Annotated in this window: 13 protein-coding genes; 3 read left to right on the forward strand and 10 right to left on the reverse strand. The window is 73.6% G+C overall.

What is annotated here, in order from left to right; all coding sequences use genetic code 11:
* Window positions 1-71: 71 nt before the first annotated feature.
* From ACIPYS_RS27730 to ACIPYS_RS27755, 6 genes are all read right to left on the reverse strand, one after another.
* Entirely contained in the window at window positions 72-4,289 is a 4,218-nt protein-coding gene (locus ACIPYS_RS27730; RefSeq protein WP_400750912.1) for an amino acid adenylation domain-containing protein, read from the reverse strand.
* Window positions 4,290-4,394: 105 nt separating this feature from the next.
* The gene (locus ACIPYS_RS27735; RefSeq protein ID WP_093859812.1) at window positions 4,395-5,075 is read right to left on the reverse strand and encodes an NAD(P)H-dependent oxidoreductase; all 681 of its coding nucleotides are present in this window, start codon (window positions 5,073-5,075) and stop codon (window positions 4,395-4,397) included.
* Window positions 5,076-5,240: 165 nt separating this feature from the next.
* Window positions 5,241-5,921, reverse strand: a complete 681-nt coding sequence (gene upp / locus ACIPYS_RS27740) for a uracil phosphoribosyltransferase (RefSeq protein WP_400750917.1) — start codon at window positions 5,919-5,921, stop codon at window positions 5,241-5,243.
* Entirely contained in the window at window positions 5,921-6,622 is a 702-nt protein-coding gene (locus ACIPYS_RS27745) for a phosphoribosylanthranilate isomerase (RefSeq protein WP_093859814.1), read from the reverse strand. Before ACIPYS_RS27745 ends, upp begins: the two co-directional genes overlap by 1 nt.
* 222 nt (window positions 6,623-6,844) lie before the next feature.
* Window positions 6,845-7,537, reverse strand: coding sequence for a type 1 glutamine amidotransferase domain-containing protein (locus tag ACIPYS_RS27750; RefSeq protein ID WP_093859815.1), 693 nt, complete (start codon window positions 7,535-7,537; stop codon window positions 6,845-6,847).
* 119 nt (window positions 7,538-7,656) lie between these two features.
* Window positions 7,657-8,436, reverse strand: a complete 780-nt coding sequence (locus ACIPYS_RS27755) for an alpha/beta fold hydrolase (protein WP_159424848.1) — start codon at window positions 8,434-8,436, stop codon at window positions 7,657-7,659.
* A gap of 431 nt (window positions 8,437-8,867) precedes the next feature.
* Here ACIPYS_RS27755 and ACIPYS_RS27760 point away from each other — a divergent pair, with 431 nt between their 5' ends.
* Window positions 8,868-9,899: a helix-turn-helix domain-containing protein gene (locus ACIPYS_RS27760; RefSeq protein WP_400750922.1), complete on the forward strand. Its 1,032-nt coding sequence runs from the start codon at window positions 8,868-8,870 to the stop codon at window positions 9,897-9,899.
* Here the strand turns inward: ACIPYS_RS27760 and ACIPYS_RS27765 are convergent.
* Together ACIPYS_RS27765 and ACIPYS_RS27770 are read right to left on the reverse strand one after the other, a co-directional pair.
* Window positions 9,844-10,533, reverse strand: coding sequence for a hypothetical protein (locus ACIPYS_RS27765; RefSeq protein WP_400750925.1), 690 nt, complete (start codon window positions 10,531-10,533; stop codon window positions 9,844-9,846). The two genes, ACIPYS_RS27760 and ACIPYS_RS27765, sit on opposite strands and share 56 nt — an antisense overlap.
* A gap of 931 nt (window positions 10,534-11,464) precedes the next feature.
* The gene (locus tag ACIPYS_RS27770; protein WP_093859819.1) at window positions 11,465-12,331 is read right to left on the reverse strand and encodes a helix-turn-helix transcriptional regulator; all 867 of its coding nucleotides are present in this window, start codon (window positions 12,329-12,331) and stop codon (window positions 11,465-11,467) included.
* A 97-nt stretch (window positions 12,332-12,428) separates the two neighbouring features.
* On the opposite strand from ACIPYS_RS27770, the gene ACIPYS_RS27775 reads away from it, so the two are divergent.
* Entirely contained in the window at window positions 12,429-13,217 is a 789-nt protein-coding gene (locus tag ACIPYS_RS27775; RefSeq protein WP_093859820.1) for an NAD(P)H-dependent oxidoreductase, read from the forward strand.
* 95 nt (window positions 13,218-13,312) lie between these two features.
* On the opposite strand, the gene ACIPYS_RS27780 is transcribed toward ACIPYS_RS27775, so the two are convergent.
* Together ACIPYS_RS27780 and ACIPYS_RS27785 are read right to left on the reverse strand one after the other, a co-directional pair.
* A complete protein-coding gene (locus ACIPYS_RS27780) occupies window positions 13,313-13,768 on the reverse strand; it encodes a hypothetical protein (protein ID WP_400750929.1) in 456 nt (151 codons plus the stop codon).
* Between the two features lie 220 nt (window positions 13,769-13,988).
* A complete protein-coding gene (locus tag ACIPYS_RS27785) occupies window positions 13,989-15,017 on the reverse strand; it encodes an ArsR/SmtB family transcription factor (protein WP_400750932.1) in 1,029 nt (342 codons plus the stop codon).
* A 295-nt stretch (window positions 15,018-15,312) separates the two neighbouring features.
* Between ACIPYS_RS27785 and ACIPYS_RS27790 the strand changes: the two genes are divergently transcribed.
* A complete protein-coding gene (locus tag ACIPYS_RS27790; protein ID WP_400750935.1) occupies window positions 15,313-15,834 on the forward strand; it encodes an RICIN domain-containing protein in 522 nt (173 codons plus the stop codon).
* The last annotated feature ends 67 nt before the right edge of the window (window positions 15,835-15,901 follow it).

Below are 15,901 nucleotides of genomic sequence, written 5' to 3' on the forward strand. Positions count from 1 at the left end.
GGACCCGGGAGACGCGGACCCGGGCGTCACGGACCCGGGCGTCACGGACCCGGGCGTCACGGTCGTCCCCATCAGAGTGCGTCGGGGCGGTAGTCGGGCACCTTGCCGAGGATGTCCCGGCGGTTGACGATCTCCGGGATGTAGACCTGCTCGGTCCAGTTCTCCTCGGCGATCGACTCGACCGCGATCGACACCACGCCCTCGTCGCAGCCGAAGGCGTCGGTGACCGCCTTGGTCACCGCCGCCAACAGCTCGGCCTGCTGGGTGTCGCTGAGTTCCATCGGGAAGTGCTTGATGTTCACGTGGGGCATCACGGTGTCCTTCCGCAGGTGCAGGCGGCGGTGGACGGCCGTCACCAGCTCGTCGATGTCCGGCGCCCGGAGCAGGGAGTAGTGGTCGGCCGTCAGCTCGACGACGGTCGGCGGGTCGGCCGAGTAGCCGCTGCTGCCGTCGAGGAACGAGTACTCGTCCCCCCGTGCCTTGAAGACGGTGATGGGTGCGGAGACCCGGCGCTCCCGCAGTTCGCGGAAGGTGTAGTTGAACTCGAAGGTCGTCCCCACGATCCGGACGATCCGCCGCACCAGGTCCGGGTCCAGGCCGGGGATGCCCTCGCCGACGAACCGGGCGAAGCTCTCGTCGTCCCGGGCCACCTCGAGGCACCGCTCCAGCAGCGGGCCGTCGATCGTGCCGGTGAACACCGAGAGCAGGATCGCCACGAAGGCCCGGCTGGTGTAGCTGGCGGTCCGCTCCTCGGGGCGGGTCCCGGTGGTGCGGACCTCGGGCGAGCCGGGGGCGATCAGGAAGACGTGGTCGACCGTGCGGCCGGCCTGCTCCAGCTGGTACGCCGTCTCGAAGGCGACCCGGGCCCCGAAGGAGTAGCCCCACAGGGTGTACGGGCCCTCGGGCTGGACCTCCAGCACCGCCCGGACGTCCGCGGCCGCCATCTCCCTGATCGTCGGGTAGGGGACCTCCCCCGGGTTGACGCCGTGGGCCTGCACCCCGAGGAACGGCCGCCCGGTGCCGAGGCGTTCGGCCAGCAGCCGCAGGTTCATCGGGTAGCCGCCCAGTCCGGGCCAGCAGAAGACCGGGCGTGCGGGTGCGCTCGGCGCGGGTGAGCCCAGCGCCGACGAGCTCGGCGCCGGTGAGCTCGGCGCGGGTGCGCCGGAGCCGGTCAGCGGCACCAGGCGCGAGGTGCGCTCCGCCGGGCCGCCGGAGAGCCGCCGGGCCAGGCCCTCCACCGTCGGCGAGGTGAAGACGACCTCCAGCGGCAGCGCCGCCCCGAAGGCCCGGTTGATCCGGTTGACCAGGGTGACGGCCAGCAGCGAGTTGCCGCCGCAGGCGAAGAAGTCGTCCTGCGCGGAGACGCTCTCCTGCTTCATCACCTCCTGCCACAGCACGGCCACCCGGCGCTCGGTCTCGTCCCGGGGAGCCACGAAGGGCCGGTCGGCGGCCCCCGCGACCACCCGGTCCGAGACGGCCAGCGCCTTGAGGTCGATCTTGCCGTTGGCGGTGGTCGGCAGCGCGTCGAGCACCACGACCTTGTTCGGGATCATGTAGTCCGGCAGGTAGTCGACCAGGTCGTCGCGGATCAGCTCGGCCGGACCGCGCATGTGGACCGAGTCCTCCCGCATGCCCTCGTGCCGCCGCTGCTCGCGGCTGACCCGGCCGCCGAGGAAGAAGTACGAGGCGCCGCCCGGCCGGCCCAGCTCGCGCAGGATGCCGTCGAACCGCCGCGCCGAGGGCAGGTCGTCGCCGCCGCGGGAGCTGTAGCCGGAGGACATGAAACCGAGGTCGAGGTCGTTCAGCGACAGCCGCTGCGCCACCCGGCCGAGGTCGATGTAGCGCCGCCACCGCTGCGGTCCGCGGCTGATCACGGTGACCCCGAACGAGGCCCGGCCGTAGACGGCCTGGTTGATCGCGATGACCTGCTTGCGCAGGACGAGGTCGGGCGAGACCAGGCGCAGCCGGCCGTCCTCGTGCAGGTACTGCCCGGACGGGAGGTCCACGCCCTTGCCGGGGTGGACCTGGACGAACAGGTCGATGTCCCGGTCCTCGCGCGGTCCGCGCCACGGTGTCCAGTCGAAGCTGCCGAGGTAGTGGTCCTGGTCGGCGACACCCAGCCGGGCCTTGACCTCCGGGGTGAAGGGGGCGGGCGCGATGTCGAGGCCGTGGGCCGGGAGGACCTCCTCCAGGAGGCCGACGATGTGGCCGGTCTCGATCTCCAGGACCTCGGTGATGTTGGTCCGGTAGACCGGTTCGATGGCGCCGCGGCGGCCGAGGAAGTGCATCCGGATCCGGGGGGCCGCGGTGGCGGCGGTGTCGTCGGGGGCCCTGCGCGGTCCGGGGATCAGCCGCGGCGCGGGCGCCGCGGGGCCCGTCGGTGCCGCGGACGCCGTCGGTGCCGCGGAGACCAGGACGAGGCGGTGGTCGATCGGGTGGTGGTAGTGGATGCCCGGCCGGATGCCGGGGAAGCCGGTGATCTCCAGGTACACCTGGGTCGCGTAGAGCGAACCGGGCGAGGCGTAGGCGTACTTGGGCAGCAGCCGCTCCGGGCTCAGGTGCTGTCCGAGGTGACGCAGGATCGCGCCGAGCTCCCCGCTGTCCAGCTCCGCGAGCGGCCGGGAACGGCCGGCGGCGGCGGGGCGGCGGGCCAGCAGCGCCAGCAGGTCGCGCTCGGAGACCGGCGCCTCGCCCTCGTAGAAGCGGTAGGTCTTGCGGGCGAAGGCGAGGGCGCGCTGGGCCTCGGTGGCCGTCCGGCCGGGCAGGTCCACGGAGGGCAGGCCGGCCAGGTCGGCCGCGGTCCGCACACCCGGGTTGGACAGCTGGGCCTTGACCTGGAGCTTGCTCTCCTTGGACTGGTGGTGCGCGCCGTGGCTGCCCTGGTCCATCAGGGCGGCCTCCCTCGGGTCGAGTTCGACGCAGGCGATCAGGTTCTGGAAGCCCGTCCTCGGGTCGTCCTTGACCAGCACCGCCGCGTGCCGGACCCAGTCGTGGGTCTCGATGGCGAGCCGGATCTCGTCCAGCTCCACCCGGAAGCCGCGCAGCTTCACCTGGTTGTCGGCGCGGCCGGTGAACTGGACGGTGCCGTCGGCGTTCCAGTAGGCGAGGTCGCCGGTGCGGAAGAACCGCCCACGGCCGTCGGGGTCCTCGGTGAAGCGCTGCTCGGTCAGGTCCGGCCGGTGCAGGTAGCCGCGCGCCACCTGGACGCCGCCGACGGAGAGTTCGCCGATCTCGCCCACGCCCAGCTCGGCGCCGTCGCGGCCGAGGATCCGGTACTCGGTGCCGTCGACCGGGGCACCGATGGAGACCGAGTTGGGGCCGTCGCCGACGGAGGACTTGGTCACCACGAAGGAGGAGGAGTTGATGGTGCACTCGGTCGGCCCGTAGAGGTTGACCAGCTCGCAGCCCGGCAGGGCCTCCAGGAAGGTCCCGGCGAGGGATCTGGAGAGCGCCTCGCCACCGGTGAAGACCTGCTCCAGCGTGTGGCAGGAGTCCAGTTCCTCGGTCTCCAGCAGGGCCTGGAGCAGCGTCGGGACGCACTGCACGGTGGTGACGCCGTTCGCCCTGACCGCAGCGAGCAGCCGCTCGGGGTCCCGGTGGATGCCGGCCCCGCCCACCACCGCGGTGGCGCCGACCGCCGGGGCGAGGATCTCCCACTGGGCGGCGTCGAAGCTGATCGGCGTCTTCTGCAGCACGATCCGGGTGCGGTCGAGGCCGTGGGCCGCGCGCAGCCAGGCCATCTGGTGGGCGATGCTGCGGTGCTCGATCATCACGCCCTTGGGGCGGCCGGTGCTGCCCGAGGTGTAGATGACGTAGGCCAGCGCGTCGGGCGCGGGGTCGGGCAGGACGGCCGGCGCCGGCGGGTGCTCGTCCTCGGCGCGGACCACCACGGTGCCGGCCGGCGCCAGCGCGGTCAGCCGCTCGACCAGCCGGTCCTGGGCGACGATCACCTTCACGCCGGAGTGCTCGATCATGAAGCGCAGGCGCTCCTCGGGGTACTCCGGGGCCAGCGGCAGATAGGCGCCGCCCGCGAGGAGGATCGCCCAGGCCCCGGTCAGCACCTCGGTGGAGGGCTCGACGAACAGCCCCACGCACTGGTCCGCGGTCACTCCGAGACCCCGCAGGTGCCCGGCCAGTCCTCGGCTCCGGCGGACCAGTTCGGCGAAGGTCAGCCGCTCGCCGCCGCCGATCACCGCCGGGTCGTCGGGGCGCTCGGCGGCGGTGCGCAGGAGCAGTTCGGGCAGTAACGGGTGGTCGGCCGGGCCTCGGCCCGACGCTTGGGCAGTCATCTGGTCCCCCTGGGTGTACGGGTGTCCTGGTGTCCGGCTTTCCTGGTGTCCTGTGATGTCCCGGCGCTCCGGCGTCCCGGCGTCCCGGCGGGCGGGGCGGGCGGATCAGCGGTCGGCGGCGGCCCGTCCCCTGCGCAGCGCGTCGGCGACGTCGAGCATCCGGCGGGTCTGGTACGCGACGGCGGCGAGGTTGTCCTCGGTGACGTGCTCCGCCAGCCGGCCCGGGACCGCCTGCCGGCCGGAGACCGAACTGACGCCGTAGGGGTTGCCGTTGCTGGGGGCCGTCATGATCTCGTCGGTGACGCCGGGCGGCACGATGATCCCGCCCCAGTGGTAGAAGACGGCGTTGAGCGAGAGGATCGTCGCCTCCTGCCCGCCGTGCGGGGCGCCGGTGGAGGTGAACGAGGCCATCACCTTGCCCTGGAGGCCGCCGCGGGCGTTGAGCGGCCAGGCGAGCTCGATGAAGTGCTTGAGCGGGGCGGCGATCATCCCGAACCGGCCGGGGCCGCCGAGCAGGATCACATCGGCCCAGCCGAGGTCGTCGACGGAGGCGGTGGGGACGGCCGCGATCGCGGCGGCGTTCTCCTGCCAGGCCTCGGTCCACTCGGTGAACTCCGGTGCCAGGGAGCCCTGGACGTACTCGGGGACCCGGCGCAGCCGGACCGTGGCGCCGGCCTTCACGGCGGCCTCCTCGGCGGCCAGGGCGAGCTTGTGGACGTTGCCGGTGCCCGAGTAGTAGACGATCGAGATCCTCGTCGTCGGCGCGGAGGTGTCGGCGGTGGACACGGTGGTGCTCCTCAGGGTCGGTGACGGTCGGTGCGGTCGGTGGCGGTGAGCAGCGGTGAGCAGCGGTGAGCAGCGGTGAGCGGCAACAGGCGGCGGGGGCCGGAGCGGTGGGGTCGCGGGGTTACGGATCCCGGACCCCGCCCGCCCCGGCGGGTGGGGAGGGCCTCAGGCGGGGACGTCGGTCCCGAAGTAGCGGTCGCCGAAGTCGCCGATGCCGGGCACCATGAACGCGTTCTCGTTGAGCCGCTCCTCGATCGAGGAGGTCACGATCCGCACGCCGGGGTGGCGGTCGTGCACGGCCCGGATCCCCTCCGGGGCGGAGAGCAGGTTCACGAAGAGGATGTGCTCCTCCGGCACGCCGTGGTCGAGCAGCACCCCGATCGCGGCCAGCGCGGTGCCGCCGGTGGCGAGCATCGGATCGAGGAGCAGCACATGGCCCCGGCCGATCCCGGCAGGCAGCGCCGCGTAGTACAGCCGCGGGAGCTTGGTGACCTTGTCCCGCTGGATCAGGATCTTGCCCAACCTGGTCTCCGGCGCCATCACCCGCAGCTCGGACTCCATGCTGTCCCCGGCCCGGGCGACGGAGACGCCGTAGACCGGGGCGGCCGGCGACAGGCCGTGGTAGACCTGCCCCACCGGGGTGCGGACGTCGCGCGGCTCGTACGGCAGCAGGTCCAGCGCGGCGTCCAGGAGGCCGCGGATGATCCGGTTGGCGGAGAGGACGAAGTCCTCCCGGCGGGCGTCGCGGTCCCGGACGACGGCGTGCAGGGCCCGCAGGCGATTGGTCTGGGGCACCAGGTGGGTCACCCGGGTCACGCCCCGCAGCGGCTCGGTCCCGGTGGCCATCAGGAGGCGCTCCGGCCGTCCTCCGCGGCGACCCGGGCGAAGGCCGCGCGGGCCTCCTGGACGAAGGTGCGCACCTTCTGCCGGTCCTTGCGGCGGGTGGCCTTGTCCTCCAGGCCGGTGTGGGCGTCCACGGCGGCGGGGCGGACGGCCTCGATGGCGGCCGCGACGTTCTCCGGGGTGAGCCCGCCCGCCATCATCAGCGGCTTCGGGGAGATCCGGACCAGCTCGGCGCTGACCGACCAGTCGTGGGTCAGGCCGGTCGCGCCCTTGGCGCCGGTGGCGGGGTTGAAGCTGTCGGTGATGAACATGTCGACCCACTCGGCGGAGGTCTCGACGATGGTGCGCAGTTCCTCGATGTTGTCCGACTTCACCACGAGGCTCTTGAGCACGTAGAGGTCCGGGGCGAGGGTGCGCAGCCTGCTCAGCTCGGCCGGGGTCACGTCGCCGTGCAGCTGGATCGCGCTCACGCCGATCTCGGCGCAGAACGCGGCGATCTCGTCGGCCTCGGTCAGGTAGGTGATGATGACGCCCTTGTTGCCGGGCTGGATCGCCTTGACGATGGCAGCGGCGTCGGCCTCCGAGAGGTCCTCGTTCTTGGCCGGCAGGCGCAGGGCGAAGCCGAGCCAGTCCGCGCCCTCCTCGATGATCAGATCGGCCTCGGCCTGGTCGATGATGCCCGCGACCTGGATCAGTCCGTACATGGCTGTCTGCCTCCTCTGGCCCCGGCGGTGCTGGCCGGGGCCGGTCTACGACGGTTTCGGGGGGCCGTCCGGGGACGGCGGGGCGGCGGCGCGGGCGGGCCCGGCGGGTGCCTTGCGGGGCGGCCGGGGTGCCGCGCGGCGCGGCGGGTGCGCGGCGGGCCGGGTGCGTGGCGGGCCGGGGTCAACGGCCCGGGTCGGCGCGCCGGGATCAGCGCGCCCGGGTCAGCGGGCTTCGGCGGCCTTGGCGAGTTCGGCGACGACGAGGCGCGCCACGGGGGCGGCGGAGGCGGGGTTCTGCCCCGTGACGACCCGGCCGTCGCTCTGGGTGTGGGCCTGGTAGACGCCCGCCTTGGTGTGCAGCGCGCCCGACTCCTTCAGCCGGTCCTCCAGCAGGAACGGCATGACCTCGACCAGGCCCAGCGAGTCCTCCTCCTCGTTGCTGAAGGAGGCGACCCGCTTGCCGCTCACCAGGAGGGTGCCGTCCGGCAGCCGCAGGTTGACCAGCGCGGCCGGGCCGTGGCAGACCGCGGAGACGACGCCGCCCCGGCCGTGGATGTCCATGGCGATCCGGGCCAGGTCCGGGGAGTCCGGGAAGTCCCACATGGCGCCGTGGCCGCCGACGTAGAAGATCGCCGCGTACTCGGCGGGGTCGACGTCGGCCGCCCGGCGGGTCGCCACGAGCTTGGCCTTGACGGTCTCGTCGGCCAGGAAGCCGACGATCTCGGGGTCGTCCTCCTCGCCCGGGAAGACCACGGCCGGCGGCTCGCCGCCGCGCACGGAGACGAAGTCGACCTCGTGGCCGGCGCCGACGAAGACGTTGTAGGGGTGGGCCGCCTCCGAGACGCTGTAGCCCGTCCGGTTGCCGGTGTCGCCCAGGGTGTCGTGACTGCTGACGGCGAGCAGGATCTTGGCCATGGTTCCTCCTGGAGTCGCTGCGGAGTGCTCCGCGGGTGGTCGGGCGGCCGGCCGCGGTCCGGGCCGGCCGCCCCGGGGCCGGGTGGTGCGGGGTGGCGCGGGTGGTGCCCGGTGGAGGATCAGGCCCGGTGGATGAAGTCCTGGATCAGCTGGACGAGTTCGTCCGGACGCTCGAAGATCACCATGTGGCCGCTGTCGATCTCGGTGTAGCTGGAGTTCGGGATCGCGGCGGCCAGCTCGCGGGAGTGCTCGGCGGGCACGGCGGCGTCCGGGTACGGGGCCAGCACGAGGGTCTCGGCCTCGACCTTGCCGACGATGTCGCGGATGTCGACCTGGACCAGCAGCTCCAGCTGACGGATGCGGCCGCTGGAGGGGCTCAGCTCGGAGCCGAGGTTCTCGACGTCGCTCAGGCTCGGCCGGGTGCGGATGTAGCGCGGGCTGAAGGCGGTGGTGCTCAGGACGCGGCCGAAGGCCTTGGCGTCGTGCTTCTGGCTGAGCGTCAGGCCGATCAGGTTCTCGATGTAGAGGTCCGACTTCACCAGACCGCCGATCGGCACCAGCCGGCGCACCAGGCCGGGGTGCAGCGCGGCGGTGGCGGCGACGACGGCCCCGCCGAGCGAGAAGCCCACCAGGTCCACCGGGCCGAGGCCGGCGTGCTCGATCACAGCGGCGACCTCGTCGGCGAGCTGCTCGACGGTCAGCGGCGTGCCGTCGTCCTCGGCGGTCTCGCTGCCGGACAGCTCCGGCAGGATGACGGTGTTGCGACGGGCGAAGTCCTCGACGAGGTGCCCGAAGGTGACCTGGCCCCCCTTGCCCACGCCGTGCACCAGGACCAGGGCCGGCCCCTCGCCGGTCACGGTGTAGTGGACGCGCGAGTTTCCGACGGAGATCGTGGGCATGGCGGATCGCCTCCTGTGACGATGTGGAAAGGAATACCCCGACAGACGCTGACCGGGGAACCGAAAATATGGTGCGGGCATGCGTACGGAAATGCGCACGGAGAATTCCGCCGGCCCCACCGGATTCATGTGGGTGCGGGCCGCCGGGTTCCGCGGGAAGCAGCTGCGCAGGATTTCGACAACGCCGGCCGGCTTCGCCCCCGAGGGCGGCCGGACGGATGGTGCGGGTCCGCACGACGAAGCGCGGAGGCCATTACGACGCGGACACGACATGCCGGAGCACGGGAAAGGGACGCCGTCGAGCCCCGCCCCCTCGATCACTCGAAGTAGAATTTATCTACTTCCAGCGATCCGGTCAAGCTTGGGGATCACCTTCGAGTGATCGGACGCCCGACTCGCAGCACGCAAAGGTGTGCATCAAACACGCATAAATGGCATTGAAAGCCAATAAAACGGACACCTGGCATTGGCCGGTCGAAGCCTCCGCCGGCCGCACAGAACTCCGGCCGCGGTCACGAGCTCATGCCGATGCCCCGGATGTCGGGATCTTCCGCTGCCTGGGCACTATCATTCTTTCAGACCCCATCCAGTGGAGTATGCCCGTGCCCGACCGCTTGTTCGACGGCAATAAGCTGCGCAACCTCCGCGTCGTCAAAGGAATGTCGCAGGCCACACTGGCGGCCGGGCTTCATGTGAAAGTGAACGCCGTCTATCGCTGGGAGAACGGCCTGGCAGCTCCCCCGCCGGAGCGATTGCCGACGATTGCCGCATTCCTGGACACCGACCTGGACGAGCTCTTTCCACGCGGCGGAGCACCGAATCTCGCCGACCTGAGGTGCGATGCCGGGATGACCCAGGCGGACACCGCGCGCCACACCAACACCGCCTCCCCCATGCCGGTGCGGGCCGCCGAACAGGGCAGGCGACCGCTCTCCGAGCAGGCGGTGACGGCACTGGCCGCCGCGTACGGGGTGACCCGGGCCGAGCTGCTCGCGGCGCAGCGGCGCTCCTTCGGCCAGGCCGAGGAACCCGCACCGGAAGCCTCGGCCGAGGGCGCCCGGGTGGCGCGGAAGCTGGAGTCGCTGCGCACCGAGGTGTACGGCGGGGTCGCGCCCTCGGACGCGCACCTCGCGGCCGAGGGGAACCGCCGGAGCGGCTCCGGGGCGCTCACCGAGGAGCTGGTCCGCTCGCTGCGGGCCGGCGGGGTCGCCGAGCCGCCGGACGCGGCGCTCGACGCCCTGGCGCTCGCCCTCGACGTGCCGCCGGTCTACTTCCGCCAGGACGATCCGGAGGTGGACGCGCTGATCCTGTCCACCCGGGCCGTGCGCGACAGGTTCACCGTGATGGCCGCGCGCGGCGCGGGCCAGGACCTGCCGAAGGAATCCTGGGACCAGCTCCGGGACTTCATCAGCGGGACGATGGCGGAGATCTTGGCACAGGACGGGAACGGACACCCGGAGTGAGGCGCTCGGCCGCCGGCTGCCGGGCCTCCCGGCCGAGGGGCTCCGCCCCGGCGCCGGACGCGGTGCGGCGGTCGGCCCCGGAGGACGCGAGGCGGTCCGTCCCGGCGGCGGGGCGGCGGTCCGCCCCCGGGGGCGCGCGGTGCTCGGCTCCCGATGCCGCTCCGCGCTCGCGCCGCCGGCTGATCAACCGGGCGGCATGGTCGGCGCGCAGCTCGATGAAGGCGTCCCGCTTCAGGGACCTGGCCGTCGCCGGGATCCCTCCGACCGGCGCCATCCCGCGCGCCCGCAGGACGTCGGGCGGGCCGACCAGCCCGGCGCCGTCGCCGGCCCACAGGTGCACCAGCTGATGGACCTTCAGCTCCACCTCGTGGGAGAGCGACCGGCCCTCGCGGTGGAGGATCAGGTCGACCGGGCGGGTGTCGTGCTTCACCAGCAGTCCGCAGGTGCCGTCGAGCCCGGTCAGCTGGGACGCCGGGATCGGGCGCAGCACGATGTGCCGGCCGCTGGCCTCCGCGAGGTTCCCGACCAGGCGGTCGAGGTCGAAGGGGTCCGGGAGGGGCATGGAGGCGACGAGGCGCTCGCCGTCCTGCTCGGCCTGGAGGTGCAGCAGGCCCGCGCCTCGGTGCCGGTACATCCCCGCGAGAATTCCGGGTGCGTCGTGACCACGGCGAGGAGCCCCGCTCATTTCGGGGATCCCGTACCGCCGATCCCTCTTTCCAGAACTTGGCACCGGGTGTGTAAGTAGCCTACTCTGCGCATTCTACATTCCCCCTTCTGTGCACGGCTCATAAAGTCGTCGCAAAGGCACACGGAAACGTTCGGAATCGCTCATGAATTCGCTCGTGGATGTGCGACCGGCGCGGCCCGACGCTGTTTGTCCGTCGGTCGCAGCAGTTCGCCGTCGAGTCCTCGGGCCCGGTGGTCCGCCCTCACGGGCAGGTTGTCGGCCCGGAATCCCCCGCTTCCTGCGACGCCCGGGTCCACGATGTTCACAGCGACCCGGCGCGCAAGGCACGATTCCGATGCCCCCCGTTCATGCCTGTCTGATAGTGCTCCCTCCCGAGGGGCGCCGGCCGACCACAGCCCGGCGTTACCGAGGTGCGAGCGTGCCGAGGCTACGATAAATCTCGGACAACCACCATGGTGCATGGTTTACGACATCTGGCCGAAACTCACCAGCCACCGGGCGGCGGAATCCGGACCCGGCCCGACGGCCCGAGACCGGCCCCGGCGCCGGCCGTTCCGGGCGCGCCACGGGGGGCGTCCGGTCCCTCCCGCATCGTCCGACGTCATGCGATGTCGCGCGGTACCGGGCGGCACCCTCCGCACCACCGGGCCCGGCCGCGCCACCCGGCCGACCGGCCGCGGGGCCCGACCGGCGCGGTCGGCGCGGCCGGGGAGAGGGCCCGGATCAAGTCGTGATCGATCTGCCGGATTCACCGTAGCGCCGGCGCGGGCGGGCGGTGGATCACCGTGGCCGGTCACCGATCACCGTTGCCACTGCCACTGCCACTGCCGGTGCCACCGTGGCCGCCGTCGCGTTCACCGTGGACCGCGGATCCTGCTCACGCCTCGTCCACCGCGCCGCCGAGCCGGGCCAGGGCCGCCGCGGCGGCCGCGTCCGGCCCCGCCGAGAAGACGTGCACCACGAGACCGGTCTCGCCCGGCCCGGCCGGCACGTGCAGGGCCTCGAAGTCCAGCTCGAGAGTCCCGGTGACCGGGTGGTGCAGCCGCTTGTGGCCCGAGGTGCAGTTCATCACCTCACCTGAGTCCCAGATCCGGCGGAACTCCGGGCTCGCCGCCGACAGTTCGGCGATCAGACCGGTCAGCTCCGCGTCGTCCGGCCAGGTGCCCGCCGAGGCCCGCAGCTGGCCGACCGCCTCGGTGGCGCGGTCCGACCACTCCGGGTGGACGGTGCGCGCGGCCGGGTCCAGGAACAGGAACCGGGCCTGGTTGCGGTCCCGCCGTCCCCCCGACTCCCGCAGGCCGCCCATGAGTTCGGCACCCAGCGGGTTCCAGGCCACCACGTCCAGACGGTGGTCGGTCACGAAGGCCGGCATCCCCGCGCCCAGCGCGTCCAGCATGCCGCGCAGCAGCGGACTCACCCGGGGCGCCGGCGGCGGCAGCCGACGGGAGCCGGCCAGGGTGTCCAGATGGCGGCGCTCGGCCGCCGACAGACCCAGGATCCGGGCCAGTGCCTCCAGCACCTCGAAGGACGGCTGGGTGGACCGCCCCTGTTCCAGCCGGACGTAGTAGTCGACACTGATCCCGGCCAACTGCGCCAGCTCCTCCCGGCGCAGCCCGCGCACCCGCCGCCGTCCGCCGGCCGTCAGCCCGACCAGCTCGGGCGCGACCCGGGCCCGGCGGGCCCGCAGGAACTCCCCCAGCGCGGGGCGGGGAACGGCGGAACGAGCGGCGGCGGTGGTCTCCATACGCTCCAGTATGGTGGCCCTCGTATTACCAGGATCCGGAGTCCGCCGGACCGGCAGGGAACTGGCTGCGGCTCTCGGCCCCGGCGAGGGTGGAGCCATGAGCAACCACACCCCGCAGCAGCGGCCCCGGCGCGTCCTGGTCGTCACCGCCCACCCCGAACCCCGCTCGCTCACCGCCGCGCTGGGCGACTTCGCGGTCGCCCGGCTGCGCGCCGCCGGGCACGAGGTGGAGGTCTCCGACCTGTACGCGATGAAGTGGCACGCCGCCCTCGACGCCGACGACTTCCCCGACCACCCGGCGGACGCCCGCCTCGGGGTGCTCGCCGCCCAGGACGGGGCCACCCGCACCGGGCGGCTCTCGGCCGACATCGCCGCCGAGCAGGAGAAGCTGCGCCGGGCGGACGCGGTGGTGTTCCAGTTCCCGCTGTGGTGGTTCTCGGCGCCCGCGATCCTCAAGGGCTGGATCGACCGGGTGCTCACCTTCGGCTTCGCGCACGGCCCGGACGTCCCCCCGCCGTACAGCGAGGGCGCGTTGGGCGGCAAGCGCGGCCTGCTCGCGGTGAGCGTCGGGGGCCGCGAGTCGGCGTTCACCGACCGGGGCGCGCACGGGCCGCTCACGGACCTGCTGTTCCCGCTGCAGCACGGGGTGTTCTGGTTCAGCGGCATCGCGGCCCTCGAACCGTTCGCCGTCTACCGGTCGGAAGGCCTGTCGGCCGAGGAGTTCGAGGCCGCCGCGGAGGCCTACGGACAGCGCCTGGACGCCCTGTTCACCGAGGAACCGGTCCCGTTCCGCCGCCTCGACGGTGGCGACTACGCACGCGACATGCGCCTCCACGAGGGCCTGGAGCGCCCCGGCGCCACCGGCCTCGCGCTCCACCGGCGCTGACTCCGGTCCCCCGGGGCGCCGGCCGCACAGGGGTCGGCCGGCGCCCCGGGGGACCGGCCACGACGGCAGACCGCACGCGCCGGAGGTCGGCCGCGTCAGAAGGTCGCGAGATCCAGGGCCTCGCGCAGCGAGGCGTAGCCGACGCAAGCCAGCAGCCAGACCCCGAGACCGGCCGTCCCCGCGGCCAGGATCCGGCCGACGCGACCCCGCCGTTCCCTCGGGCGGCGCAGCTGGCGCACGCCGAGGAACAGCAGCAGGACGGCGGCCGCGCCCATCGCGCGGGCGAGCAACGGGTCCCGGCGGTGGACGAGTTCGGCCAATACGAAGACACCGGCGAGGGAGGCCGTGGTCAGCAGCGCGAACAGCGTGCCGAGCACCAGCTCCCCGAGCAGTTCGCCGAGGAACCCGCCGATCGCCGCCGTACAGCCGCGCACCGGGCCGCGCACGGGGTCGGCCACCGGGGTCGGGTCCCCCGGCAGGTGGACCGCCCGGGCGGACCCGGGCCCGCCCAGGGCCGGGGCCCCGGGGCCCCCGTCGGCCGTGCTCCCCACCGCTTTCTCCCCCCCTCCCGCCGCCTTCTCCCCCGCTGTCGATGCGAACCGTCGGACTACCGAGGGCGGCCGTCCCGCCGAGGGGCGCCCCGGGAGGGGGCGAGGTGGCCGAGCCCCGGGGCGGGCGGTCGTCGGTGGGGGCCCGGCCCGGCGGGCCGGCACGCTGCACGCCCCCGGGCCGGAGCGTTCGGTGACCGGCAGACCCGCGGGCCGGACGCGGTCAGAGCGCCCTGGGCCCCGGGGCGGGCGGGACCGGGCGGTCCTCCAGCAGCGCCTGACCCAGCGGGGTCAGCACATGGCGCACCCCCGGACCGGAGCGTTCGGTGGTCAGCAGACCGGCGGAACGCAGCACTGAGGCGTGGTGGCTCGCCGTGGCGGGCGAGGTGCCGGTGCGGCGCGCGAGCTCGGCCGTGCCCGCCGGGTCGGCGACCGCCCGGAGGGTGCGGGCGCGGGTGGCGCCGAGCAGCGCGACGAGCGCCCCCTCGGGCTCCGCCGAGGCGGCGGCCGCCCAGACCGTCCGGTAGGTGGCCAGGTCGCGGGCCAGCGGGTAGTGCAGCACCACCGGGTGGTCGGGGCCCCGGTTGTCCGTCAGGACGAGCGGCTCCGGCCAGAAGAAGGTGGGCACCAGGAGGATCCCGGCGCCCCGCAGGTTCAGGTCGGCGTCGACCGGACAGGGCACCGACAGCACCGGTGACTCCCAGCGGACGTCCGGGTGCAGGGTGCCGAGCAGGCCGTCCAGGCCGGTGTCGACGGCGGCCATCGCCCGCGCGGCGCGCTCGGTGTGGTTGGCGGCCAGCAGCTGCGACCAGTAGGGCGCCACCGCGAAGGCGTGGTACTCGCGGAGCCTGCGCCGGACCAGGCCGCGCCACTCCCGGTCGCCCCGGTGCAGCTCGCGGACCCAGCGGGGCACCGTCGGACGCAGGTACTCCAGGGCGGCCAGGTCCGCCGCCCACAACTGCCGTGGCAGTGACCAGGTCTGCTCCAGGCTGTCCGTCAGGCTGCCGGTTCCGGCGTGCAGGAACGCCTCCGGCGCCTCCGTCACGCCCGCCGCCGTGGCCAGTTCGAACAGCACCCGCAGTTCGGGGCGCAGGCGTTTGCGGGTCATGCTGCGCCACCCCTCCAGGGCCACGCCGCCCACGTCGCGGGCCTGCACCAGCGACAGGCTCAGTACGGTCTCCGTGAGCGGGTCGGGTGCCCGCGCGATCCGTACCCTGGTCAGGTCGTCGTGGGTGAAGCGGATACGCAGCAATCCGGTCCTTCCGTCGGCTTCCCCGGCGAGGCGCAGCGGTGGTGGTGGTCCGGTCCCCGTCCCCCGATCGGGTGACCGGCCCCGCCGCGCCCGTACTTACACCGTATGTGCCCCCGCCCGGCCGGACGGGCACGTTGCCCGGCTCTGACCGGTTCGTGGCACACCACGGACATTGCGACGCCCGAATTCGATGGCACCCGAAGGGTCTTGGGCCGGACGCTTCCGGACGCCGACACTGGCGGCCGGGGCGTCCCGGCCGGGACGTCCGGACCACCAGACCGGGAGTGCACCGATCATGCGATCCAGCCGCCAGTCCACCGCCCGCTCCACCGCCCGCTCCGTCGTCGTCGCCGGGTCGGTGCTCGCCGCCGCCACCGTGCTGGCCGCGCCCGCGCAGGCGGCGCCGGTCCTGCACGGCTACGCCAATGTCGCGGCGGGCAAGTGCCTCGACATCCGGGGCAACTCCACCGCGGACGGCGCGCTGCTCCAGGAGTTCGACTGCAAGAACGCCTCCAACCAGCGGTTCTGGACCGACACCGACTCCGCCGACGGGTACACCGAGATCCGGGTGCAGCGGTCCGGACTCTGTCTCGAGCCGACCGGCGCGCACCCCGGCAGCATCGTCCTCCAGCGGGCGTGCACCGGTGCGGCCGGCCAGCGCTGGGAGATCGTCCCGAAGGGCCCCGGCGCGGTCGTGCTCCGGCACCCGGCGACCGGCCAGTGCCTGAACGACTACGCCTCCGGCGTCGGCAGCGAGCGCACCGCCAACATGTGGACCTGCCTCGACAACGCCTGGCAGACCTGGGCGGTGCGCTGACCCCGGCGGCACGGCCTCCGGCGCGACCCCGGCGCGGGCCCCGGCGGGGTGCGCCGGGGCCCGCGCC

The sequence above is a fragment of the Kitasatospora sp. NPDC089913 genome (genome assembly GCF_044748625.1).
Taxonomy (GTDB): Bacteria; Actinomycetota; Actinomycetes; order Streptomycetales; family Streptomycetaceae; genus Kitasatospora.

Bases quoted from the DNA above. Each gene is read 5' to 3' on its own strand.
- ACIPYS_RS27730 (WP_400750912.1), bottom strand. From the start codon at position 4,289: ATGACTGCCCAAGCGTCGGGCCGAGGCCCGGCCGACCACCCGTTACTG.
- upp (WP_400750917.1), bottom strand. From the start codon at position 5,921: ATGGCCACCGGGACCGAGCCGCTGCGGGGCGTGACCCGGGTGACCCAC.
- ACIPYS_RS27745 (WP_093859814.1), bottom strand. From the start codon at position 6,622: ATGTACGGACTGATCCAGGTCGCGGGCATCATCGACCAGGCCGAGGCC.
- ACIPYS_RS27750 (WP_093859815.1), bottom strand. From the start codon at position 7,537: ATGGCCAAGATCCTGCTCGCCGTCAGCAGTCACGACACCCTGGGCGAC.
- ACIPYS_RS27755 (WP_159424848.1), bottom strand. From the start codon at position 8,436: ATGCCCACGATCTCCGTCGGAAACTCGCGCGTCCACTACACCGTGACC.
- ACIPYS_RS27760 (WP_400750922.1), top strand. From the start codon at position 8,868: ATGGCATTGAAAGCCAATAAAACGGACACCTGGCATTGGCCGGTCGAA.
- ACIPYS_RS27765 (WP_400750925.1), bottom strand. From the start codon at position 10,533: ATGTACCGGCACCGAGGCGCGGGCCTGCTGCACCTCCAGGCCGAGCAG.
- ACIPYS_RS27770 (WP_093859819.1), bottom strand. From the start codon at position 12,331: ATGGAGACCACCGCCGCCGCTCGTTCCGCCGTTCCCCGCCCCGCGCTG.
- ACIPYS_RS27775 (WP_093859820.1), top strand. From the start codon at position 12,429: ATGAGCAACCACACCCCGCAGCAGCGGCCCCGGCGCGTCCTGGTCGTC.
- ACIPYS_RS27790 (WP_400750935.1), top strand. From the start codon at position 15,313: ATGCGATCCAGCCGCCAGTCCACCGCCCGCTCCACCGCCCGCTCCGTC.